This is a genomic window from Desulfocurvus vexinensis DSM 17965 (genome assembly GCF_000519125.1).
In the GTDB taxonomy this organism is placed as follows: domain Bacteria; phylum Desulfobacterota; class Desulfovibrionia; order Desulfovibrionales; family Desulfovibrionaceae; genus Desulfocurvus; species Desulfocurvus vexinensis.
This window is the reverse complement of the sequence record NZ_JAEX01000024.1, coordinates 1-23,667: the sequence shown is the minus strand read 5'-3', so window position 1 is coordinate 23,667 and position 23,667 is coordinate 1. Positions and strand designations below refer to the sequence as shown.

The window sequence follows — 23,667 nt, the reverse complement described above, 5'->3', positions numbered from 1 at the left end:
AGGCCGCCATGGCATACCACAGCATTCAAGGACTCGCCCACGGTCGGCTCGACCTGCTCAATCAACTGCGGACCTTTCTGGTGACCACCACCGGCTGGACCCTGCATGACGATCAGTCGGCCGACCCGCAGCCGTATTTCGTCTTCAAGTCTCACGGGGAATCCGGGGCTGAGGACGTCTATCTGCAGTTCCGTATCAGCACCACCTCCGGGCGGATTCACGTCGCCGCATTCCAGTATTGGGACGCGGCCGCCCACACCGGCGTCAACGAGGCTTCGCACACCAGTTACACCTATCTGCGGGTGGAGGACAGCGCCGACTTCATCTTCTGGCTGTTCGCCGACCTGGATCACGTTTTCGTGGTGACCAAGCTCGTCTCTACTTACTACGGCCATTACAGCGGCTTGCTGAAACGGTTCTGGTCCGGGGCCATCGCGCTCACGCAGGCGGCGGTCACCTCCGGAAGCGGCGTGGTGCTTCAGGTCAACGACGCCACCGTGGTCACGCCCGGACAGGACTATGTGATCAAGGACGACGCGGGCATCGAACGCGTGCGGGTCAGCGCCATCGACACCGCCGTCACGCCGAACACCATTACTGTGGAGGCCCTCGTTCGGGATTACGCCTCGGGGGCCAAGATCGGCGAGGACCCGCAGCCGGTCGTCAACAGTTACTACAACGCGCCGGGCACCTTCTACGCCGTGAACAAGTTCGACGGCTGGACTTCCGCGTCCGGCCAGCAGGGTCGTTGCGGTGCGGCCAATGGCGGTCTCCAGGGCGAAACCGATCCGGAGATGCGCTACGGCACCACCATCCTTTTTCCCTGGCTCGCCTCGATGTCCGGTTCCGCTGCCTACCAGGAACTTCGTGGCGAACTCATCGAGATCTTCTCCGTGGGCGGCGGCAACGTCGCCTCGGAAGACACCATTCAAATCGGAACGGACAGCTACCGCGTGTTCAACCTGACCACCGGCGGCTGGTGCGCGGTGAAGGAATAACCCCATGGCAACACATAGCGGAAAGCTCAAACCCATCAGCACGATCACCGGCCAGCGTCGTCCGGAAACGCTTATGTCCATGAACCGGGGCCAGGCGCTCAAGCTCAGCGGGAGGATTCGCCGTGGCCGTGCATAAGGGACAACTGGCATCCATCACCACCCGCAGAGGCACGCGGCTGCCGGAACTGCTCTCCATTGGAGCGGCGCAACCCGGAGCGCTTTTCGAGCTGTTTTCCGGGGCACCTGCTAGGCGCACGGTGATGGTCCGGGGCGACAGCGCAGTGCGGGTCGCCCATCGGCTCTCTGGTGGATCCGACCTCGCGCTTCGCGTGAACAACCGCCTGAACCGGAGCGCCGACCTGTGGCTCGTCGTCCATGGCCGTCTGGGCGTCGATGTTGACGCGGCGGTGCGGGTGACGCGCCCCTGGCTGCGGAGTATCGACACCAGCGTCCGGACATCCGGCGCACACATCAGCCGCTCCGACACCGTTCAGCGCATCGCGATCCCGGCCGGGCTGCTGGCCGACACGCGCCAGATCCTGTTCGCGGTGCTCATCGATCAAGACCACGAAATTCAGACCTAAAGGAGAACAGCAATGGCACTGGGACTCATCGTCAAAACCGGCCGGATACTGACGGCCAAACTCCTCCTCGGCCAGGCCGTGGACGGCATCACCCACTGCGCCATCGGCGACGGGGATGCCAGTTTTAGCGACCCGCAGAATCCGCCCGCGCCGGACATCGGTCAGACCGGGCTCAGAAACGAACGCGCCCGCAAGCGCTACTACAAGCGGACCTTCCTCAAGGAGGACGCCGAAGGGGCGCTGCTGGTCAACGGCGTGCGCTACCTGGAAACCGGCGAGGAGACCAACACCATCGGCATTTTCTTTCGCTTCGACGAGGCCGAGGCCAACGGCATCACCATCCGCGAATACGGCTTCTTCGGCGGCGACGTGCAGTACGTGCAAAGCGTCACCGGGGATCTCGCCATGGGCGGCGTGTTCCATCAGGACACCAATCCGACCGGCGAGGTGCTGCGCCCGGGCTACCTGTACGAGGTGAAGAACATTCCCGACTTCAACAAGATTTCCGACACCCGCGTGGAGCTGGTCGGGATCATCAAGATCTAACTGGAGGATTCAAACATGAGTATCTCACGCGAGACATTCGACCCGACCAAGAATTACAAGCGCATCCGTTATCATCAGGATCGCGACCTGTTGGATTCCGAACTCAATGAGCAGCAGGACATCATCAACCTGGAGCGGCGCAAGATCGCCGACATCCTGTTCAAGGAAGGCTCCATCATCATGGGCCTCGAGGTCAGCGCGGCCGCCAACGTCCTGACCCTGGCTCCGGGCGTGGTCTACATCGACGGCCATCTGGAACAGGTGAGCGGCGCGACCCTGACCTATGATCCGGCCACCACCAGCGGGGCCGATTACGTCTATGTGGAGCTGCTGAAGTACAACTACGGCTACACCCAGGACCCGGCCCTGATCAATCCGGCCACCGGCGAGCCCACCGCCGAACGGGAAAAATGGGTTCTTTCTCTCAAGGCGACGGATACCAGCGGCCAGACGCTGCCGAACAACGTGGCCGAGCGTCGGGTGATCCCGATCTACAAGTTCGACCGCGAGAGCGGCGACGTCACGCCCACGGTGCAGGAGAAGTCCAACCTCTACCTGCGGGATCTGCTGGGCACGCTGCCGGGCAGTCGGATCACCGTCTCCTCGATCACCGAGGATCAGCTCTCCTTCGCTGCCGCCGAGGGGCTCAATTCCCTGATTCAGAATCTGGCCGAGCGCACCTTCGACCAGGCCGGAAGCTATCTGGTGCGTGGCTTCGACACCTTTATCGGCGGCGTTGACGACGACAGTGTGGAGGCGATCACCAACGCCGGGCGCGCCTACATCCAGGGTTTCCGGCATCAGCGCGATCTGCCTACCTCGACCCTGGTGCCCAAATCCATCGCCACCAAGTCGGTGCGCGGGGAGCAGAAGACCTTCGACATCAACAAGCGCCGCTATCCGGTCAACTCCACGCCGCTCAAGGAGACGACCCAGGTGGAAGCCATCGTCGAGATCACCCGCAACGTTACTCGCGGCTCGGTGGGCGGCGGCGAAGACCTTCTCGATCCCAATCCCGTGGTGGACATCCTCGAGGTCAGCCAGGGGGCGACCATCTTCCAGGAGGGCGTGGACTGGCAGCAGTCGGGCAACCATGTCGACTGGCTCGGCTCCGGAAACGAACCGGCCATCGGCACCACCTACACGGTGCGCTGGACCTACACCAAGCAGATGGTCAAGGGCACCGACTATGTGGACAGCGGCTGGTTTGGGCAGGCCAACCATCCGGCGGCCGGAAACTATTTCTATCTGGTGACCGCCTACAACGCCACCGGCGAGACGGCCTTCAACGCCGCTGCGGTCATTGCCCGGGCCACCGCTGCCGGTGAGATGAACAAGCTCTCCTGGCTGCCGGTCAGCGGCGCGACCGGCTATCGCGTCTACCGGGCCGCCACCAATGGCGCACGCACCGACTACAAGCGCCTGATGGAGCTGGGCAGCGAGGCGCTCTCCTACGTCGACGACGGCGTCGATGAGATCGGCACCGCTTCGCCTCCGGCCACCAACACGGCCGGACTCACCATGTCGCCGGTGCAGCTCGAGCTGGGCAACCTCAACGTGATCAACTTCGGGCGCGGCAGCCTCGGCGACCAGCCGGTGAACGGCTCCAACTGCAGCCTGGACTACGACTATTACCTCGGCCGCCGCGACATCGTTTACGCCACCACCACCGAGATCAAACGGCTGGAAGGGGCTCCGGCGGATTTCCCGAAGCTGCCCATCGTCCCGGAAAACGCCTTGGGTCTGTGCAGCATCGACTGCCCGCCCAACTCCACCGACATGGAGATCCGCAACTTCGGCCTGACCCGCATCACCATGGACCAGATCCACGACATCATCCAGGACGTCGAGGACCTGAAGTACAACGACGCCCAGTACCAGATGAACAACGAGCTGCAGAACCGGGACGCCCAGACCAAGAAAGGCATCTACTCGGACGACTTCTCGAACACCGCCCAGTCGGACATCTACCACGCCGAATGGGACGCCCGGGTCAACGAGATCGCCCGCTTCGTCGCGCCGGACCGCATTCCGCACTCCACGGTGCTCTCGGTCGATCAGGCAGGCAGCAACGCCAGCTTCTTCGGCAGCCTGGCGCTGCTGCCTGGCAACGAGACCGTGCTGGTGGAACAGAACGACTGGTCCGAGGAGCGCAACATCAACCCCTACGCCGTGTTCGACAAGCCCCCGGCCATGCTGCAGATCACACCCAACCTCGGGCGGCGCGGCCAGACCGGGATTGCCGTCACCGGCATCAACTTCACCCCGAGCAAGTCCGGCATCGTGCTGCGCTGCGACGGCCAGGTGATGGCCAGCAACCTGATCAGCGACGAGGCCGGTCGGGTCAGCGCCTCCTTCACCATTCCGACCAACGCCCGCAACGGCAACCGCATCGTGGAGATGGCTGACGGCGTCTACTCGGCGCGGGCCAGCCTGCAGATCAACGATCCGCTGGTCATCACCCGCATCGAGCGCATCATCGAGAACCGCATCATCCGCGTGCCCGTGGTGCAGGTGGTCTGGCGCACCCAGACCATCTTCGTGCCCCGCGATCCGCTGGCCCAGACCTTCAGCTTCACTCAGAACCAGGTGATCTCCAGCATCGGATTGCAGTTTACCGCCAGGGACCCGAGCATTCCGGTCACGGTGCAGATTCGCGGCGTCACCACCGGTCTGCCCAACGGCGTGGTGTTCGCCGAGAAAGTGCTGGCCCCGAACGAGATCAGCCTGAGCGGCGAGACCCGCATTCGCTTCGACGACCCGTTCTACGCCGAGGCCAACACCAGCTATTCCGTGGTGCTGCTGACCAACAGCACCAATTACAAGGTGCGCACCGCCACCCTGGGCAAGATGGGCCGCTGGGGCATCATCACCCGGCAGACCTATATGGAAGGCGTGCTGCTGGAGAGCTCCAACGCCGAGACCTGGACGCCGCTCAACGGCTCCGACCTGGCGATGAAGATCTACGGCTACAACTTCCAGTCCGAGGGGATGATTCGCTTTCAGCCGATCACCGGCGTGCAGTTCTCCGACATCAACCTCGACGAATACTCGGCCATCCCCCAGGGTACCGGTCTCGACTGGGAATACTCCACCGACGGCGGCGTGACCTGGGACGCCATGGTTCCCGCCGAGGAGGAACGGCTGCCCAACCTCGCCACCCGGGTCCAGATCCGCGTGCGCCTGAGCAGCTCGCTTTCCAACGACACTCCGGCCATCAACTTTCGCGACGTCAACCTGGTGGGCTACCTCAACAAGACCACCGGGGCCTACCTGACCCGCGAGAACGAGCTGACCCAGGGTGTGGAATCGACCAAAGCCTATGTGCAGATGCAGATCCCCAGTGGCACCACCCTGCAATGGTTCGCCAGCAACGACGGCGGCCTGACCTGGGAGGCGATGACCATCCAGGACACCCGGCCCATCGACGAGAACTGGACCGAGTACACCCTGGTGCGCACCTTCACCGACAACACCGGCAACAAGGTGCGCTACAAAGCCGAGATGACCGGCACGCCGCTGATCTACCCGCGCATCCATTCGCTGGGCGCGACCCTGAGCTAAGGAGGCACGGCCATGATCGTTCGACGCAAAGGCGGCCTGACCGAGTTCATTCCCTCGCCGCAGGAGAAGCGCGACGGGCTGATCCGCGACCATGCCCTGGGCCTGCTCGAAAACCTGCACCAGCGCCTGGCGCGGCTGGAACGGGCATCAAAGCTCCCGGCCGACGAAGCGGAGGCCTTCACGGCGCTGCTGGCGCGGATGCGGGCCGACGAGTCGCGCAACCTCGAGCTGCACGCCAGCCTGATCACCGCTGATACCGCCTCCGGCTGACCGGCTCACTGCCACCGCCAACCCAGAAACCCCGGATACGGCCAGCCCGTTCCGGGGTTTCTGCCGCCTGTGCGCCGCCCAATCCGGCCTAGTTCGCAAGTCATTGAAAATAAACGTGTTAAATGTCGGCTTCGGCTGTTCTTCTACTTGATTTGTGTCCGGAAAGAAGCATTCATGGTGTAAGCGGAGGCTAAAAAGCCTTGCCAGACAACGACTTAGAAGCGCCATGAACGACGGAGGCACCATGAACCTGAAAGAGATCCACTACGGGATCGAGATCGAGACCGTAAAACGCACCCGGGAACAGATCGCCTGGGCCATCCACTCGGTGGTGGGCGGCACGGTCCGCCATGTCGGCATTCCCAGCAGCTATGACCCCTGGGAGGTCGAGGACCTGCGCGGCCGTGTCTGGAAGGTGGTGGGGGACGCCTCCCTGACCAGCGTCCCGGCCCATCTGCGGGCCGAGGTGGTCAGCCCGGTGCTCGGCTACGACGACATCCCGCAACTGCAGGAGGCGGTCCGGGCCATCCGCCGCGCCGGGGGCAAGATCAACAGCCAGTGCGGCATCCACATCCATATCGACGCCGCGCCCTTCGACGGCAGGCACCTGGGTAACCTGGCCAAGATCATCTACAAGCAGGAGCCGCTGATCCTCCACGCCCTCGGCATCAGCCGCGACCGGCTCAACCGCTACACGCGGCCGGTGAGCGACGAGCTGATCCAGCGCATCGAACAGCATCGCCCCCGCACCAAGGACCAGCTCAACCGCATCTGGTACGGCTATCACAACCGCCAGCCCCAGCACTACGACAACAGCCGCTACCACGGGGTCAACCTGCACAACATCTGGTACCGGGGCACGGTGGAGTTCCGCTGGTTCGAGGCGACCCTCCACGCGGGACGGATCAAGGCCTACCTGCAGTTCTGCCTCGCCGTCGCCGCCAAGGCGCTCAACGGTCGGGCCGCCTCCAGCCGCAAGCGGGACTTCGATCCCCAGAGCGCCAAGTACGACTTTCGAGTCTTCCTGCTCCACCTCGGCCTGATCGGCGACGAGTTTAAGACCGCCCGCAAGCATCTGATGGCCAACATGCCCGGCGACGCCGCCTTCAAGAACGGACGGCCTAAACCGGAGGAGGTCCTTCCGGACGAAACCACCACTCACACCAACGAGGCCGGGCAAGTTCCCGGCCTCACTGTTTAAGGAGGGGCTCCATGAAAATTCTGATCCGCTCCACCCGGCTTTCCGGCGAACCGATCCCCGGCAGCGGGGAAACCCTGCAGGCCGCCGACTGCCTCGAAGTTGTCGAGTTGATGCGCGGCCAGACGCCGTTTACCGCCAGCCGAGCGCCCCGGGACTACATGACCGAGGTGCTCTCCGGCATCGAAGGCGGTCCGACCCAGCCGTTGCCGGAGGACGCCGCCGCTGCGGCCGCCGAGTTTCTCACCCGCCTGGCGCGGCACGGCCTGATCGAGTTCCTGCCCGACGACAAGGCCAGCGATCCCTGGCCGGAACGATTCCTCGAAGCCCTGGAAACGGTGCGGCTCTCCGGGCGCACCAACATGCTCGACCACCTGGAGGTGACCCGGCTGACCGCCGAGATGGGCTACCCAGAGGTGGCCGAGTGGCTGACGGGCCACCGGCGCGAGTACGCGGCCTTCGTCCTCGATGGGACAAGACCGCTCGGCAAGAACTTCGGCGGCAAGGAGGACCCGGCTCCATGTGCGGACAAGTAGGCATCATCTTCGGCCGCAAGCGCAGACGGCCGGACGAGCAGGATTACCTGCGCGAGGTCTTCATCCGCATGCTGCTGCACAGCGAGGAGCGCGGCCCGCACGCCTCCGGTCTGGCCTGGCTCAAGATCGACGGCAGCCACCGGATCTTCAAGCGGCCGATGCGGGCGCACGAACTGGTCTACGAGAAGCCGTTCCAGGAGCTGCTCGGGCAGGTCGACAACGAGACCACCATCCTCATGGGCCACACCCGCTGGCGCACCCGGGGCAACGAGTTCAACAACCGCAACAACCATCCCATCCGGGCCGGGATCGTCATCGGTACCCACAACGGCACCATCTACAACGCCGATTATCTGTTCCGCCGTCTCGGGCTGCCGCGCTTCGCCGAAGTGGACAGCGAGCTGATCTTCCGCCTGGCCGACCGCTTCGCGCCCGAAGGCCCCATCGACCAGGAGGGCCTGAAGAAGGCGCTCGCCCTCTGTCGCGGCCAGATGAGCGCCGTGCTGGCCTCGCGGCTCGACCCCGGCACCATCACCGTGCTCAAGGGCAACAAACCGCTCTGCCTGCGCATCCACCGCCAGCACCGGGTGGTGCTCTACGCCTCGGAGCCAGCCTTCATCGACTTTGCCGTGGACTTTGATCCGGGCTGGCGCGAGCTGGAGGTGCCGCCCATGACCATGCTCACCATCCGCCACAAGGATGTGCGGGCCATCGAAAACAGCGAATTCCGCTTCATACCCCAGGAGCGCAAAGGGACACTGCCCGAAGGAGTGAATGCATGAACATTGGAGAACCATCAAAGCTGAACACAAATCCGGAAGACAGTCCCGAGACCATCCTCCGGCTCTTCGTCTACGGCACCCTGAAACGGGGCTATTGGAACCATCAGCGCTTCTGCGCCCAGGCCCGCAGCATCGAACAGGCCGTGGTCTGGGGCAGGCTCTACCATCTCCACGCCGGGTTCCCGGCCATCGAGGTGCCGGAAGGCCTGATCCTGGCCCGGGGCAGTGTTGATCCATTGGCCGACGCCCGCAGACAGCAGGAGATCGGCACGCCGTGCTTCGGACGCCCGACCGGCGACTGGAATCTGATCCACGGAGAGCTGGTGACCTTCACCGACCCGCAACGCGACCTGCCGCCCATCGACCGGCTGGAAGGCTTCCGGCCCGGCGGGCACAGCATGTACCAGCGGGTGATGGTGGCGGTGCTATGCGGTCGCACCTCGATTCCAGCCTGGACCTATTGGATTCCATGCCCGCCTTACGCGGAAAGAGTCGCCAGTGGCCAGTGGTTACGCCCGTGAACCGATCTTTGCGGCCTTATCCGGATTATTGGTTTTCCGCTTGACACAAGGAGCCAACGCGCGTATTGGTTAGAATATAACGTCATAAAATGAACATGCCGTCACGTTTTTAAATGTTCTATGCTGCCAAGGAAACGGAGGTCAGGCAATGCAAGATGAGAAGCTCCCACGTCGGGAAAGAGAAAAACGCAGACATCGTCGGCAGATGCTTGCCGCTGCACTCGAGCTTTTCTCGAAGAAAGGATACCACAACGTATCCATGCACGAGATTGCAGAAAGAGCAGAGTTTGCCATCGGAACGCTTTACAAATTCTTCAAGAACAAGGAGCACCTCTACAAGGCCCTCATGATGGAAAAGGCAGCGGAATATCATCATACCCTGAGCGGAGTCCTTTCGAGGGAAGGTGACGTCCTGACTATTCTCAAAGACTACATTTCCGCTAAAGCGGGGATCTTTGCCGATGACGTTGCCACGTTGCGGCTCTATTTTGCTGAAACGCGGGGTGCGAGTTTCAACATCAAGGCCGGTCTCGATCAGGACATTCGCAAGCTTTATGACGAACTGGTAGAGCAACTGGCTTCGACACTGGAAAAAGGTATTCGCAAAAACGTGCTTCGCGATCTGAACCCCTACTATATGGCCGTGGCCCTGGAGGGAATCACCAACGCTTTTCTCTTCTGTTGGCTGGAAGATCCGGAACGGCATTCATACAAGGCGAATGCCCCGGTGATCAGTGACATGTTTCTCAAAGGGGTGATGGCCGAATGAAAAAAGCCTTAAGGATAACAGCTCGCACCATGGTTATGCTTCTGGTGGGAGGTGGATTGCTGCTGACAGCGGGTTGTATTTCTATTAGCGCTGCCGCCGAGCCGTTGCACGGCCATTCCGATGCAATCGCCGAAAAATCGCCGGAAATAGAAGGCAATCGTCCCTCTGCTCCCGTTGAGGAGCTTCGCAAGCTCGAAAAGGATGGCAATATACACCTTTCGTTAAGCGATTGCCTGAAAATAGCGTTGCAACAGAATTACGATATCCGCCTTACACGGGAAGCCCTGACTCAAGCCAATACAAAGATAACTCAGGCCAGATCGGCTATGCTCCCATTTTTGGGGGCGGAGGCTTCCTATACACGACTGGACGAGGAGTTGAGTTTTGCAATGGGACCGCAATCATTGACCTTCATGGATCGTGATCAATACAAGGCGGGGCTCGTCATCCGGCAGCCCATTTTCACGGGAGGGCGATTGAATGCGGCGCGCAAGGCATCCCAGTATTCACGAGACGCTCAAGCTCAAGAGAACAGGGCCGTTGAAGAGGAAGTCGTTTTCCAGGTTACACGCGCTTATCGGACCGCACAGTTGGCCGAAGCGTTTCAAGGTGTTGCCGTGGAGGCCGTCGATCTTCTCAATGTGCATGAACATGACGTGGCGATTCTGGTGGAGAAAGGGGCGAATCCGGAAATTGACCTGCTTCGCACCCGAACGGAACTTGCCAATGCCCGCAAAGATCTGAATGGCGCTGACAACGCCGTCGACCTGGCATATTCTGCACTTAAGAACTTGCTGAGCATGCCCCTTGAAGAATCAGTCCGTTTGACGGAAGCCTTGGTGCGGTCGCCCGGGCCGGGGGCGGATCTTTCGTCTCTCACCGAGTTGGCCCTTTCGCAACGTCCCGAACTGTCTGCAATGGATTCCAAAATGGCAGCTGCGGAGCAGGCGCTTAAAGCGGCCAGGGGAGAATACCTGCCTACCATTGCCCTGGAAGGGCGTTACGAATATATGGAAGGCGATTTTCGGGATCTGGAAGGCGGAGAGCATTGGACGGTTGGAATAGGGGCGCAGTTTCCCCTCTGGAATTGGGGGAAAACCGCTGCCAAGGTCAGAGAGGCGGGATCGCAACGGGCTCAGGTAAAAATCCAGCGAGATAAAACGACAGATCGCATTCGTCTTGAAGTGCGCCAAGCCTTCCTGGACCTCGGAAAAGCAGAAAAGAATATCGATGCGGCTGAGAGTGCACTGAAGACAGCCAGGGAGGCTTACCGCCTGGCAAGAGCCAGCTACCGGGCAGGAGAAGGCACAAATACCGACGTGCTGGACGTTCGTACGGCCTTAAGTCGAGCTGAAGCGAATCACACACAGGCTCTTTTTGATTACAACGTTGCCCTTGCCGCCCTTCATCGAGCGGTGGGCGTAATGGTGATAGAGCCGCCTGATATCAAGGAAAAGGAGTCTGCCGAATGAGACGAAGAGGAGTCTATATATCCATTGCTATTGCGGCTGCTGTTATTGCGTTCTTGGCTGTCCAAGTTTCCAGGAAGCAATGGCAAAAAGATGAAGATCCGAACGCGGCGGGCAAGGCGTTGCCTGTCACAATCGCATCTGTTGTCCCGCACGAATTCGCTGATGAAATCAGCGCCGTCGGCACCTTGAAAGCCCGAGACACGAGTCCGCTAAGCCCCAAGGTGGCAGGAACGGTGAGCCGGGTTCTGGTTGATATCGGTGAGCGCGTCAATGCCGGTGAGGTCGTTATAAAACTGGACAGAACAAACTATGATCTCGGCGTCAAGCAGGCCCGGGCGGCGCTAGCAGCTGCGGAAGCAGCAGTTCCGCAGGCTGAAGCCCATTTTGAACAGGCCGAGAAAGAATACCGACGCGCAATCGAACTGCTGAAGGAAAAAGTGATTCCGCAAAGTCGCTTTGATGCATCAGAAGCGGCCTTTAAAAGCGCCAAGGAAGCGGTGTTCTACGCCCGAGCACAGAGGGACCAGGCAAAGGCCGCCTTGGAGACAGCGCTGGAACATCTCAAGGATGCAGATATCCGATCGCCTATCGGCGGCGCTGTCGTGGAGAGAAATGTGGAAATCGGTCAGGCGGTCGCTCCCGGCGGCCGACTTCTGCTAATCGTGGACCAAACATCTCTGAACCTGGATGTCGATTTGCCGGAAGCAGACATTGGCCGGATTGTCGTTGGAACTGTTGCGCTGATCACGACAGACGCCTTCCCGGGACATGAGTATTCAGGGAAAGTAACCGTTATCAATCCATTGGTGGACCGAAAGACGCGTACTTTCCGCATGAGAATCGAGGTGCCGAATCCGTCCGGGAAGTTGGTGGACGGAATGTATGCCAGGGTGAAGCTTTCGGCAGAGAAAAGAAGGTCCCTTGCCGTTCCCCGTGAAACCTTGCAACGCCTCCCCGGCAGCGGCACCTATTACGTTTTTGTGGTGGAAGGAAATAAGGCCCATAAGCGAACGGTCGAAATTAGGGCCATGGATGACCAATTTGCCGAAGTGATGGGCGGCTTGGTTGAGAATGACAAAGTGGTCACCAGCGGAGCGGGACGTTTACAGTCAGGCATGGAGGTAAGCGTGCAAGATATTTTGAACAAGAATGGGACGGATAACTCTGGGGGACAACTTTTCAAGAAGAACGGCGGTGAACATGTCGGACGATAGCTCAGGTTTTCCGAAAAATATCGGCCTGGCTCTGGGTAGCGGCTCCGCACGGGGATGGTCTCATATCGGTGTATTGCAGGCACTAGCTGAGGCAGGAATAGAAATCAGGTACGTCGCCGGCACCAGCATTGGTTCGTTGGTAGGGGCCGCATGTGCCCTTGGCAAAATGGATGTGCTGGAAAATTTTGCCCGTCAGCTCGACTGGAAACAGATTGTTTCCTTCCTGGATGTAACTTTTCCGAGGTCGGGACTCATTGATGGAAAGAAGATCAGCGATTTCTTTCGTTCTCATGTTCGAGAAATGAACATTGAAGAATTACCTCTCCGCTATTGCGCGGTTGCCACCGACCTGGCCACGGGTCGTGAGGTCGTGTTGAACAAAGGGGACCTCATAGAGGCAATCCGCGCGAGCATCTCGGTTCCGGGCATTTTCACGCCGGTCAGGAAAAACGGCGGCTTTCTGGTGGATGGAGGGCTGGTCAACCCCGTGCCGGTGAGCGCTGTCAGGAAAATGGGAGCGGATTACGTCATCGCTGTTGATTTGAACCATGACATTATCGACAAAAGGAGTACCGCCGGCATCGCTCCGGTTGATTCATCGGTGGCAGGTATGGTTGTTCAGCCCCAGCCCGCAGAATGGAGAATCGCGCAGGATCTGACCAACAGGCTCAGCGAATTCGGTTCGCCCGCGTTATCGCAAGTGCGCCAGTGGCTGCAAAGGGACCCCGTGCCAAATATCTTTGATGTGTTGACGACTGCAATCAATATTATGGAAGTGCAGATCACCGCAACAAGATTGGCAACCGATCCGCCCGATCTGCTGATTCGGCCGAAGCTGGGGGATGTTCGTTTTCTCGAATTCCATCGGGCCGAGGAGGCCATTGCCGAGGGGTACCGAGAAGCCATGGTGCAGCTCAAAGAAAGATGGAAGTGTGCCGCCAAAAGAGATTTGCCAGGAGGTTTTTTACCGGGGAGGACGGAAGATGGGAATTAATATTTGTCAGTTACAAGAAAAACGCCTCGTTGATCGTCTGCGTTCTCTGAGGGTCAAAGGAGAAGTGATCGAGAAAAAAAGAATGGAATCATTCAGTGGACGGCCCGAAAGGAAGATTGTCGTTGTCAAGTTCAAGAACAGGATAATTGAAACAAACCTTGATGACGCAGAATTCGAACGGACTGAGATCGGGGAACGGATTTGGTTCTCTCCTCCGGTCCCTGATCGTGATCCGTGCACTTGCCATCTATTCGTCTGGCTGATTGTTGGAATCACATCTGGGGCACTGGCAATCTGGGCCATCACAACCCATTTTCCTGGAAAAACCGCCGCTATCCTTTCTCTTGTCGCAGCAGGTTGGATCAGCGTTATTGCCTGGGCCAGGATATGTTCGCACGAGCAAAGCAAATGCCTTCGGGACCTTAAGACGGAAGTCGACTTTTTTGAAGCTGACGGTGACGACAAGCAAGGGGAACAGAAATGAAATTACCGGAGATATCCGTCCGCAGGCCGGTCACGACCGTTATGGTTTTCGCTGCCATTACATTGCTGGGTTGCGTGGCTTTTTTCAGGCTCAACCTCGACTTGTTGCCGGATATTGAACCTCCGGCCGTGAGTGTCATCACACCCTATCCGGGGGCTTCCGCCACGGATGTTGAGTCGGAGGTGACCAAGTACCTGGAAGACCAGCTTTCCACCACACCGAATCTCGACCGGCTGGAGTCAAAGTCCAAAGACAACATCGCCATCGTCAATTGCATATTCAACTGGGGCACCGACCTGGATGTTGCGGTCAACGATATCCGGGAGAAGATCGATCTTGCCAAGCCGGACCTTGCCGATGGAGCGGAAGACCCCTTTATCTTCAAGTTCAGCAGTTCCATGGTGCCGGTGCTCATCATGACGGTGACGGCGGAAGAAAGCAGTCCCGATCTTTACAGAATTGTGGACAAGCAGATCGCCGATCCGTTGAAGCGTGTGCCCGGCGTGGGCGCTGTCGTCTATATCGGCGGTCAGGAAAGACAGATCAATGTGCATTTCGACCGCGAAGCAATAGATGCTTATCACATTTCCGTCCAGCAGATCAGAAATGTTCTCGCCGCTGAAAACCTGAACCTTCCGGTGGGCACCGTCAAGATCGGGAGGAATGAACTCCAGATCAGAGTGGCGGGGCGCTATCGGGATGCAGCGGAAATCGCAAATACGGTGATCGGAAGCAACGGCGACGCGCTTGTGCGGCTCAGAGACGTGGCCACGGTCACCGATGCCTTTGAGGAGCCGCAGGAGTGGGCGCGTTCCGGCAAGCTTCCTGCGATTGCCTTGATTATTCAGAAGCAGTCCGGGACCAACACCGTCAACGTGATCGAAGCCATAAAAGATCGCCTCAAGACACTGAAGACCGAAGTGCCGGCGGATATCGAAATCCACGGGATTCTGGATAACTCAGATCACATTTATGCGATGATCAATAGTTTGACCGAAGCCGCCGTCGTCGGAGGCCTTTTGGTCATTGTCGTCTGTTTCCTGTTTCTCCGGCGGTTTCGCACCAGCCTGGTCGTCTCAATGGCAATTCCTTTTTCGATTATCGTCGCCTTTATCGGCCTCTTCGTCATGGATTATACCATCAACGTCATTTCCATGATGAGTCTTGCCATTGCTGTGGGAATGGTGGTGGACGATGCCATCGTCGTACTTGAAAACATCGTGCGGCATGTGGACGATGGCAAGCCTCCGCAGTTGGCCGCCGTGGAGGGAACATCCGAAGTGGGTATGGCGGTAGCCGCGTCAACATTGACCATTGTAGCTGTCTTCGCCCCTCTTCTCTTAGTGAAAGGGATCGCCGGCATCATCTTTGGTCAGTTGGCGTTCATGATCTTGATTACGATTCTGGCCTCGCTTTTCATTTCATTGACGTTGACCCCCATGGCTGCTTCCCGTTTGCTCCGTTCACGGGATCAAAGAAAGCTCAATCCGGTATTTGTATGGAGCGAGCGTTTGCTGAATGGAATCGAAGCCGGTTATTCTCACGTCCTGGGATGGGGACTAAGGCACCGTAACATTTTGCTTTCACTTATAGTTATTGTATTTATCGGCAGTCTGGCACTGATTCCTTTGGTCGGTACGGAATTTTTCCCCGAAGTGGATTCGGGGGAAGTGGAGGTGGTCCTGGAGATGGCGCAGGGCACCCGAGTGGAGGTCACGGCCGGAACCACGGAAGAAATGCTCAACGCGGTGAACGCCATTCCGGAAATGGAAGCCTCCTATGCCCTGGCAGGTCAGACCAAGAAAGGATTTTTAACAGCCCTCGGTTTTGAAGAGGGAACCGGCATCGGTCGCATCGGAGGGCGTCTCATTGATAAAAAAGAACGGAGTCGCCATGCCAAGGAGGTCGCTTCGGAGCTTCGTGAGCAGGTCATAAAACTGCCGGGCGTTGAGAATTTTTCCGCCAGCGCCGTAAGCGTCATCCAAAAGGCGTTCCTGGGAGGCGGCCGGCCTATCAGCATCGATATTCTGGGCCATGATATCGAGACGACCGACAAAGCCGCCGCAAAGATCCAGCGCATCGTGGAAACCACACCCGGCGCAGTGGATGTCTCTGTCAGCAGAAAGAGACCACGGCCGGAAGTGCGGATTTGTCTTGACCGGGATAAGGCGGCATCCCTGGGATTGAATGTGGCGCTTGTCGCCGACGCATTGAGGACCAACTACTATGGATTCGATGATACGAAGTTCCGGGAGGCGGGTGACGACTTCGACATCGAGTTGCGACTGAAAAAAGACCAGCGGGAAACGATTCGTGAAATCGGGGAAACCCCCATCACCACCCTGACCGGTCAGACCATTAAGCTCCGGAACGTCGCGTCTGTTCGGGAAACCTTTGGGCCCGTGGAGATCGACCGGAAAAACAGGACCCGCGTCACAAAGGTTCAGGCGGGCGTCCAGGGCAGGGTTCTGGGGGATGTGGTACGGGATGTTCGAGAAAAGATGGCCTCTCTTGACCTGCCTCCCGGCGTTTCCATCGAATGGGGCGGGGAGGTGGAGGAACAGCGAAAAGCGTTCCGCGACCTGACCCTCCTTTTGATTCTGGGAATAGTCCTTGTCTACATGGTCATGGCAGGGGAGTTCGAGGATTTCGTTGATCCATTCATCATCATGTTTTCGGTTCCTTTCGCCTTCGCCGGAGTGATATGGGCCTTCGTTGCCACGGCCACTCCGCTCAACCTGATGAGCTTCATCGGGGTAATCATGCTCATGGGCATTGTTGTAAAGAACGCCATTGTGCTCGTGGATTATACCAAGCAACTGAGAGCAGGTGGGATGACGCTAAACGAAGCGGTGGTCACGGGCGGAAAAACACGCCTGAGGCCGGTGCTCATGACGAGTTTGACCACCATATTCGGCATGGTCCCATTAGCCCTTTCCAGAGGGGAAGGCTCTGAAATATGGAATGCACTGGGCATCACGGTCATTGGGGGACTGTCGGTCAGCGGCCTTGTGACATTGATTCTGGTGCCGCTAATGTATTCGCTGGTTCACCGGGGTAAAGCAAAATGACGGCCGATGTTGTAAACTTCTTCTTTTCTTTCTCCTTTTTTTCCATTCTTGGATGGATGCTGGAGGTCTCCTATCGTTCCGTGCGTGACAAGCGGTTCGTCAATCCCGGCCTCCTGAAGGGGCCGTATCTCATCCTTTACGGTGCCGGCGCAGTGATGCTTATGGCAGCGGTTTCATTGCTGCAGGAATCCAATTGGGGAACCAAGGCCTTCGCTTATTTCATAATCACAACCGGACTCGAATTCGGCTCCGGATTGGTTGCTCAATACTTTTTCCAGATCCGTCTGTGGGACTATTCGGACCAAAGATTTAATTACAGGGGGCACATCTGTCTAAAATTCTCCCTGTACTGGATACTGCTGGCCTTCGCTTTTGAATATGCCGTTTTGCCCCCCTATCAAAGCATGCTCGTCCTGCTTTCACCGGTCTTCAAGTGGATAGTGGCCGGAGCAACGATCTCAATCATGTCGATGGATTTCCTGGCGGTTGCAGCCGGGCGTTTCCTCCGCCTGACGCCGGAAGAGAAAACTCTGATGGAGGCGGAATTCGTCAACACGGCAAGGCCGCTTCTCGATCTGCCGGAGGTTGCAAAACTGGCGCAGTATAACCATCACAGGGGGAAAACCCGATTGGATCATGTGGAGGAGGTGGCCTGCCTGAGCTTTCGCTGGGGAAAAAGACTTTCCCTTGACACCCGGGCGATTATCCGGGGTGCGTTGCTGCACGATCTTTTCTACTATGACTGGCTGCATGACGGACCCAGGCTGCACGGTTTCCGGCACCATACTATCGCTCTTGAGAACGCCCGCAGCATCACCGGTCTTACCGAAAAAGAAGCGGATATTATTAAAAAACACATGTGGCCGCTTACTGTTATACCGCCGCGCCATATGGAATCGCTGGTGGTTTCTCTGGTGGATACCTTTTGCTCTGCAAGGGACTATCTGAGCATGAAGAAACAAGACAAACCCACAGAGGCGGCCTCCCGTTGCGTTCATCCGGAACCGGGAGATGAAAAAAGATGAAGAACCATGCAGAAAGTCTCTATTTTGCCGGGATCGATATCGGTTCAACTACAGCCAAGGCGGTTATCCTGGATAAAGAGGGTGGCATGGTATTTTTCCGCTACTGTCGTCATCAGGGCAAAACAGTGGAAACAACACGGCGTATTTTCAATGACGCCCTTGAGAAACTTGGCGACGTGGAGCTTGATTTGGCGGTTACCGGATCGGCGGGGATGGGTGCGGCCGAATTCTTCGGCCTGCCGTTCGTGCAGGAAGTGGTGGCCTCCGCGCACGTCATCGAAAAGTTTTTCCCCGAAGCCAGGACATTTATCGAAATCGGCGGAGAAGACTCCAAAATAATATTCTTTGACGGCAGTGGCCGCCCCGATATCCGGATGAACGGAAGTTGCGCCGGCGGGACCGGTGCTTTTATCGATCAAATGGCGGTTCTCCTGGGTGTTGATGTAGCGGAACTGAACGTTCTGGCCGGAAAAGCCACGAATATTTATCCGATTGCGTCGCGGTGCGGCGTTTTCGCCAAAACCGACATCCAGGCCCTGCTGAGCCGCCATGTATCCAGGGAAGATGTGGCGGCTTCCATATTTCATTCGGTCGCCCTTCAGGTGATAACCGCCTTGTCCCGTGGACGGGAGATGGAAAGAAAAATACTGATCGGAGGCGGGCCGCTGACATTTTATCCAATCCTGCGGAAAGCCTTTGCAAATCTGCTCGGCATTGAGCATCCGGATGACCTGGTACTTCCGGATCATCCGGAACTGCTTCCCGCCATGGGAGCGGCCATGGTGCGCAATGGCAAACCATGTCGGGGCCGGATCAGCAATTTTTTATCCATGTCCGAGAGAGGTGTCAGCCGTGCAACCAACAGCGGCACCAAAAGGCTGCCCCCCCTGTTTGCAAGCAATTACGAATTTGAAATATGGCAAAAAAGGCATGAGCGAAATTTGGTTCCCAGGATTGACCTGCCTGAGGCAAAAGGAAAAGATCTTTTTTTAGGTGTGGATTCGGGGTCAACCACCACCAAGATCGTCCTTGTCGATGAGAAAGGCAAACTGGTTCTGAGCTATTACGGCCCCAACAACGGCGATCCCATCCAGGCGGTAAAAAAGGGACTGGCTGAATTCAGAAAAAAGTTTGTTTCTGCCGGCTTTGCCCCGCGGATCACCAGAACGGCGGCCACCGGCTATGGTGAAAGTCTCATAAGAACCGCCTTCGGGTTGGACGACGGCCTGGTTGAGACCATGGCGCATTACCGGGCGGCGCGGCGCTTTGAGCCGGATGTATCCTTTATTCTGGATATCGGCGGGCAGGACATGAAGGCGATCTATATTCATGACAACGCCGTGGCTGAAATTCAGATCAATGAGGCCTGCTCATCGGGATGTGGTTCCTTTATTGAGACGTTTGCCCGTTCGCTAGGGTATAGTGTCCAGGAATTCGCAGAGATTGCATGCGATAGCAAATCACCTTTTGATCTGGGAACCCGCTGCACCATCTTCATGAACTCCAAAGTGAAGCAGGCCCTTCGGGAAGGGGCGACGGTCGGCGACATTTCGGCAGGTTTGGCGTATTCGGTTATCAAAAATGCTCTGTACAAAGTGCTGAAGCTGAAGGACGTCGATGTCCTGGGGGACAAAATCGTAGTTCAGGGCGGAACATTTCGAAATCCAGCCGTATTACGCGCCTTGGAGGTGCTTCTGAACAAGGAGGTTATGAGACCGGATATTTCCGAGCTGATGGGAGCCTACGGTGCGGCCCTGACAGCCCTTGCCAATCATCGTGCGCATGTTGTGGCGGCCGTTGCTCCGCAGCAAGAAGCGCTGAAAGGTCCGGATCGGCCGGGACGGGAGACCGACGACCTGGTTTTTGAGAAATTGGTGATGGGAAGTGGTTTTTCAAAAAAGGAAATCCGCTGCCGGGGATGTGAAAACCAGTGCAGGGTTTTGAAGCTGACTTTCAGCAACGGAAACCATTTTTATACAGGGAACCGATGCGAGCGGCGCTTCAGCAACAATCCGGATGCTCAACGCAAAGGAAGGAACCTGATTGATGATCAGATAAGGCTCCTGTTTGAGCGAAACACGGAACCCGAAGGCGAACCGATTTTCACCTACGGTATCCCCCGCTGCCTGAACATGTATGAAAACTTTCCCTTTTGGTGCGCCTTTTTGACCACATGCGGCTTCAGGGTGGTTCTCTCGTCCGAGTCCAATTTCCAATTATATGAAAAGGGGTCTTCCACTGTCATGTCGGAAAACATCTGTTTCCCCGCCAAACTTGCCCATGGGCATATTTTCGATCTTGCCGGGAAAGACATCGACAGGCTGTTCTATCCGACCGTCGTCTATGAGGAAGAAGAATACGCAGATGCCTTAAACAGTTATAATTGCCCGGTGGTTACCGGATATCCCGATCTATTGAAGAGTGCTGTCAATCCAGAGAAAAAATTCAAAATCCCCCTGGACAATCCATCTGTCAGCTTTAAGGATTTCGGTTTGCTGAAAGATCAGCTTTATCTGTTCTTCAGGCGGTTTGGAATCAATTACCGCACGATATCGGAAGGGGTTGAAAAGGGCGTCAAGGCGCAATCGAATTACAAGACGGAACTCAGGTCCATGGCGAAAACGCTGCTGGTCAGGTCGGAGGCCGAGAGACGGACAACCGTTGTCCTCTGCGGCCGACCCTACCATGCAGACCCGCTTGTCAACCACGGTGTTCCGGATGTATTGACGGAACTCGGCGTGGACGTCGTCAGTGAAACCGCGCTTCCCCTGAATGCAGATACCGTCGCTCTGGAAGATGTCAATGTCCTGACCCAGTGGAGCTATGCCAACAGGCTGTACGCAGCGGCAAGGTGGGTAACAAACACGGCGAATGCCCAAATGGTTCAGTTGACCTCTTTCGGCTGTGGGCCGGATGCGATTTCGGCCGATGAGGTCAAAGAAATTCTGCGCCATGGCGGGAAGATTCATACCTTGATCAAAATGGATGAAATCGTCAACGTGGGCGCCGTCAGGATCAGACTGCGCTCCATGCTGGAAGCGGTGAAGGAAAAGAACGGCAAAACGAGAGCCGTAGGGGGCGGCACAATGCAAACGGGCCGGGCGGTTGTGGGCAAGTCCGGAAAGAGAACCCTGATCGCCCCCTATTTTTCACCCTTCTATTCACCGCTGGTCCCGTCGGCTTTCAGGCCCTTCGGTCACCGGGTTGAAGTCCTTCCGCCCCAGGACAGGGAGTCGGTTGAATGGGGACTTAAAACCATCAACAACGATATGTGCTACCCCTCTGTCCTGGTAGCCGGCGACATTATCAAGGCATTTCAATCAGGCAGGTACGATCCTGAAAAAACCGCTGTCGTCATGACCCAAACCGGCGGTCAATGCCGGGCATCCTCTTACGTGTCGCTTATCAAAAAAGCACTGGCCGCCGCCGGCCTGGATGAGGTTCCGATAATCGCTATATCCAATGAGGAAATCAATGCACAACCGTGGTTTAAAATAGATAAAATGGGGCTGATAAAACGGATGGGCTTGGGAATTATTTTCGCCGATCCCCTGGCCAGGATGTATTTATCAACAATGGTCAGGGAAAAGGTGCCCGGGACATCCAAGAACCTGCATGAAAAATATCTCTTTGAAATGGAAACAGGTATCGAGAATGCAGATTATTATTATCTTCTCAATCTTCTGAAAAGGGCCGTGGCGGACTTCAACCGGGTTGAGATCAACGACAAGACTGTCCCAAGAGTCGGGATCGTTGGAGAAATCTTCGTTAAATATAACTTCTTCTCCAACGGAAATATCATCGACTGGCTGTCCGGCCAGGGGGTGGAAGTGGTTCTTCCTCCTATACAGAATTTTTTCGCCCAGCGCTTTATCAATGAGACCTACGACCAAAAGGCCTTTTTTAAACGTTCTTTGGCGGATCGTATCAAGTACAGGCTGCTGGAGATATACTCAAATTACCATGTCGGCCAAATCGAGCGGATTATGCAGGGATTTCGTTTTTACAGAAAGGCTCATGACTTAAGAAAACTGGCGGCGATAACCGGCGAGGTAGTCAGTTTGGCCAATCAGTTTGGCGAAGGATGGCTTCTTACGGCTGAAATGATCGCCATGCTCAATGAAGGAATCGACAACATCGTCTGTCTCCAGCCCTTCGGCTGCATTGCCAACCACATCACCGGGCGGGGCATGGAAAACAAACTCAGGGAGATGTTTCCTCATCTGAACCTACTTTCACTGGACATGGATGCAGGGGCAAGCGAGGTCAACATGATGAACCGCCTCCATTTTATGGTGACAGCCGCACGGGAAGAGGTGGACCGCGAGGTGGGAACACAGCCGGCGCAGAAGACCGCTCGAAGATTTGCCATTCCCGATGCATGGCCGCGCGAACTGGATTCTTTCAACGCCTACACGTCTTTGGAGGTCGAAAAATGGAGGGCCTGGGCGTCCAACCTGGGACTGTGGGAGAAGACGCGGCAGATGAAGCGCTGGGTCGGCATGTAACCTGCAGCATTGCTGAATTTGACGGTCAGAAGGCAGAGGGCATAACCCTCCGCTCGTCAAACGAGAAGCAGGATGCCGTCGATGCCGGGCGCAAGATCAGCCAGAATCAAGGCACCGAGTTCTACATCCACGGCAAGGATGGAAAGATCCAGAACGTGGAAAGCTCATCTTTTCCGAGATCACCTGGCTTTGCTCCACACGAGCGGCGGAGCTCCAGTCCCATTGGCAGACGGAGTACCCGGAGATCGATATCGCTTCAGCGAAAATCTGGCTCTTCGAGAGGGATAGCTACAGCCCCGAGACCTACTTTGTACTGCCAGTGCATTGCTGGCTTGAGAATTACTATCGCCCCATGCAGGGCCGTTTTGATGCGTTCCTTGAGCGGCATGGCCACAGCGACCAGGCCAAGGCTGTCGTCTATGCCGAACGGAACGAAATTGCCCTTTAGCAAATGCGTTGCGACGTCGAACGCTCGTCTGAGGAAATCGAAGTGGCCGTTCAGGAAATCCGCTTGATTTTTCCTTACCGGCCCTTTATTTTAGGATGTTCGGTTAAAATAAAATAAAGACGAATCTTATTTTAGGTTCGAGGCAGGCAGGATGAAGCGAGAACTCCAAGGCAGATACGTGACCATATCGACGGTGGGTGAGAAGGCCCAGGCCTTCGTGCCCGCGCCGCTGCCGCCACGTCCACCCATCGACTGGACGCCGGAGCTGCGCAGCAAGTTCGACCAGGCGTTGCTCGCGCTCGGGCGGCTGGATAGCGTTTCGACCCCGCTGCCGGGCACTGGGGCGGTGTACGGTTTTCTTGGACACCGAATTGGGAGTAAGAGATCCCCAGGAGGTGTTCGATGACGAAGGATGGAATGAGGGGCAGAGGAGCCTCCTCCCCGGTGGAGGGAGGCCATAGGCCGACCGGAACCGGGGATGAGGCACGCAAGCCGCCCAAGAGGTTCTGGGCCAAGCACAAGACCGAGGCTGTGCTCAGGCTACTGCGTGGTGAGGACATCGAGATTTTGAGCCGTGAACTTGGCGTGACCGCCGCCGCCCTGACCCGCTGGCGGGATCAATTCCTTGCTGGCGGTGCCGAGGGGCTCAAGAAGCGCTCACCCAAGGACGAGGCAGAGGTCAG

19 protein-coding genes are annotated in these 23,667 nt (G+C 57.4%); all 19 read left to right on the top strand.

What is annotated here, in order from left to right; all coding sequences use genetic code 11:
• Positions 1 to 8: 8 nt before the first annotated feature.
• The gene (locus tag G495_RS0112895) at positions 9 to 998 is read left to right on the top strand and encodes a hypothetical protein (RefSeq protein ID WP_028588147.1); all 990 of its coding nucleotides are present in this window, start codon (positions 9 to 11) and stop codon (positions 996 to 998) included.
• A 122-nt stretch (positions 999 to 1,120) separates the two neighbouring features.
• Positions 1,121 to 1,582, top strand: coding sequence for a hypothetical protein (locus G495_RS0112890; protein ID WP_028588146.1), 462 nt, complete (start codon positions 1,121 to 1,123; stop codon positions 1,580 to 1,582).
• 12 nt (positions 1,583 to 1,594) lie between these two features.
• Positions 1,595 to 2,128, top strand: coding sequence for a hypothetical protein (locus G495_RS0112885; RefSeq protein ID WP_028588145.1), 534 nt, complete (start codon positions 1,595 to 1,597; stop codon positions 2,126 to 2,128).
• Between the two features lie 15 nt (positions 2,129 to 2,143).
• Positions 2,144 to 5,692: a DUF4815 domain-containing protein gene (locus G495_RS0112880; RefSeq protein WP_028588144.1), complete on the top strand. Its 3,549-nt coding sequence runs from the start codon at positions 2,144 to 2,146 to the stop codon at positions 5,690 to 5,692.
• Positions 5,693 to 5,704: 12 nt separating this feature from the next.
• Positions 5,705 to 5,962 carry a hypothetical protein gene (locus tag G495_RS0112875; RefSeq protein WP_028588143.1) on the top strand — a complete coding sequence of 86 codons (258 nt, stop codon included), beginning with the start codon at positions 5,705 to 5,707 and terminating at the stop codon, positions 5,960 to 5,962.
• Between the two features lie 244 nt (positions 5,963 to 6,206).
• Entirely contained in the window at positions 6,207 to 7,163 is a 957-nt protein-coding gene (locus tag G495_RS0112870; protein WP_028588142.1) for an amidoligase family protein, read from the top strand.
• 11 nt (positions 7,164 to 7,174) lie between these two features.
• Positions 7,175 to 7,696 carry a DUF5049 domain-containing protein gene (locus G495_RS0112865; protein WP_011367003.1) on the top strand — a complete coding sequence of 174 codons (522 nt, stop codon included), beginning with the start codon at positions 7,175 to 7,177 and terminating at the stop codon, positions 7,694 to 7,696.
• A complete protein-coding gene (locus G495_RS0112860) occupies positions 7,681 to 8,478 on the top strand; it encodes a glucosamine 6-phosphate synthetase (RefSeq protein ID WP_011367004.1) in 798 nt (265 codons plus the stop codon). Before G495_RS0112865 ends, G495_RS0112860 begins: the two co-directional genes overlap by 16 nt.
• Positions 8,475 to 8,999, top strand: coding sequence for a gamma-glutamylcyclotransferase family protein (locus tag G495_RS0112855; RefSeq protein ID WP_011367005.1), 525 nt, complete (start codon positions 8,475 to 8,477; stop codon positions 8,997 to 8,999). The genes G495_RS0112860 and G495_RS0112855 overlap by 4 nt, the downstream gene beginning before the upstream one ends.
• Before the next feature lie 148 nt (positions 9,000 to 9,147).
• Positions 9,148 to 9,768 carry a TetR/AcrR family transcriptional regulator gene (locus G495_RS0112850; protein ID WP_011367006.1) on the top strand — a complete coding sequence of 207 codons (621 nt, stop codon included), beginning with the start codon at positions 9,148 to 9,150 and terminating at the stop codon, positions 9,766 to 9,768.
• On the top strand, positions 9,765 to 11,240 hold the full coding sequence (locus G495_RS21245; RefSeq protein WP_011367007.1) for a TolC family protein: 1,476 nt from the start codon (positions 9,765 to 9,767) through the stop codon (positions 11,238 to 11,240). Before G495_RS0112850 ends, G495_RS21245 begins: the two co-directional genes overlap by 4 nt.
• Positions 11,237 to 12,454: an efflux RND transporter periplasmic adaptor subunit gene (locus G495_RS21240; protein ID WP_011367008.1), complete on the top strand. Its 1,218-nt coding sequence runs from the start codon at positions 11,237 to 11,239 to the stop codon at positions 12,452 to 12,454. Before G495_RS21245 ends, G495_RS21240 begins: the two co-directional genes overlap by 4 nt.
• Positions 12,441 to 13,448 carry a patatin-like phospholipase family protein gene (locus tag G495_RS21235; protein ID WP_011367009.1) on the top strand — a complete coding sequence of 336 codons (1,008 nt, stop codon included), beginning with the start codon at positions 12,441 to 12,443 and terminating at the stop codon, positions 13,446 to 13,448. The genes G495_RS21240 and G495_RS21235 overlap by 14 nt, the downstream gene beginning before the upstream one ends.
• Positions 13,438 to 13,932, top strand: coding sequence for a hypothetical protein (locus G495_RS21230; protein ID WP_011367010.1), 495 nt, complete (start codon positions 13,438 to 13,440; stop codon positions 13,930 to 13,932). Before G495_RS21235 ends, G495_RS21230 begins: the two co-directional genes overlap by 11 nt.
• Positions 13,929 to 17,003, top strand: coding sequence for an efflux RND transporter permease subunit (locus G495_RS0112840; protein ID WP_011367011.1), 3,075 nt, complete (start codon positions 13,929 to 13,931; stop codon positions 17,001 to 17,003). The genes G495_RS21230 and G495_RS0112840 overlap by 4 nt, the downstream gene beginning before the upstream one ends.
• On the top strand, positions 17,000 to 18,028 hold the full coding sequence (locus G495_RS20550; protein WP_011367012.1) for a putative ABC transporter permease: 1,029 nt from the start codon (positions 17,000 to 17,002) through the stop codon (positions 18,026 to 18,028). The genes G495_RS0112840 and G495_RS20550 overlap by 4 nt, the downstream gene beginning before the upstream one ends.
• A complete protein-coding gene (locus G495_RS19090; protein ID WP_011367013.1) occupies positions 18,025 to 22,536 on the top strand; it encodes an acyl-CoA dehydratase activase in 4,512 nt (1,503 codons plus the stop codon). Before G495_RS20550 ends, G495_RS19090 begins: the two co-directional genes overlap by 4 nt.
• A complete protein-coding gene (locus G495_RS22610) occupies positions 22,464 to 23,051 on the top strand; it encodes a DUF2188 domain-containing protein (protein ID WP_081428179.1) in 588 nt (195 codons plus the stop codon). Before G495_RS19090 ends, G495_RS22610 begins: the two co-directional genes overlap by 73 nt.
• 335 nt (positions 23,052 to 23,386) lie before the next feature.
• The coding region (locus G495_RS23005) for a helix-turn-helix domain-containing protein (RefSeq protein ID WP_156939583.1) at positions 23,387 to 23,667 on the top strand (281 nt) is incomplete at its 3' end.

Bases quoted from the DNA above. Each gene is read 5' to 3' on its own strand.
- G495_RS0112895 (WP_028588147.1), top strand. From the start codon at position 9: ATGGCATACCACAGCATTCAAGGACTCGCCCACGGTCGGCTCGACCTG.
- G495_RS0112885 (WP_028588145.1), top strand. From the start codon at position 1,595: ATGGCACTGGGACTCATCGTCAAAACCGGCCGGATACTGACGGCCAAA.
- G495_RS0112880 (WP_028588144.1), top strand. From the start codon at position 2,144: ATGAGTATCTCACGCGAGACATTCGACCCGACCAAGAATTACAAGCGC.
- G495_RS0112875 (WP_028588143.1), top strand. From the start codon at position 5,705: ATGATCGTTCGACGCAAAGGCGGCCTGACCGAGTTCATTCCCTCGCCG.
- G495_RS0112870 (WP_028588142.1), top strand. From the start codon at position 6,207: ATGAACCTGAAAGAGATCCACTACGGGATCGAGATCGAGACCGTAAAA.
- G495_RS0112865 (WP_011367003.1), top strand. From the start codon at position 7,175: ATGAAAATTCTGATCCGCTCCACCCGGCTTTCCGGCGAACCGATCCCC.
- G495_RS0112860 (WP_011367004.1), top strand. From the start codon at position 7,681: ATGTGCGGACAAGTAGGCATCATCTTCGGCCGCAAGCGCAGACGGCCG.
- G495_RS0112855 (WP_011367005.1), top strand. From the start codon at position 8,475: ATGAACATTGGAGAACCATCAAAGCTGAACACAAATCCGGAAGACAGT.
- G495_RS0112850 (WP_011367006.1), top strand. From the start codon at position 9,148: ATGCAAGATGAGAAGCTCCCACGTCGGGAAAGAGAAAAACGCAGACAT.
- G495_RS21245 (WP_011367007.1), top strand. From the start codon at position 9,765: ATGAAAAAAGCCTTAAGGATAACAGCTCGCACCATGGTTATGCTTCTG.
- G495_RS21240 (WP_011367008.1), top strand. From the start codon at position 11,237: ATGAGACGAAGAGGAGTCTATATATCCATTGCTATTGCGGCTGCTGTT.
- G495_RS21235 (WP_011367009.1), top strand. From the start codon at position 12,441: ATGTCGGACGATAGCTCAGGTTTTCCGAAAAATATCGGCCTGGCTCTG.
- G495_RS21230 (WP_011367010.1), top strand. From the start codon at position 13,438: ATGGGAATTAATATTTGTCAGTTACAAGAAAAACGCCTCGTTGATCGT.
- G495_RS0112840 (WP_011367011.1), top strand. From the start codon at position 13,929: ATGAAATTACCGGAGATATCCGTCCGCAGGCCGGTCACGACCGTTATG.
- G495_RS20550 (WP_011367012.1), top strand. From the start codon at position 17,000: ATGACGGCCGATGTTGTAAACTTCTTCTTTTCTTTCTCCTTTTTTTCC.
- G495_RS19090 (WP_011367013.1), top strand. From the start codon at position 18,025: ATGAAGAACCATGCAGAAAGTCTCTATTTTGCCGGGATCGATATCGGT.
- G495_RS22610 (WP_081428179.1), top strand. From the start codon at position 22,464: ATGGAGGGCCTGGGCGTCCAACCTGGGACTGTGGGAGAAGACGCGGCA.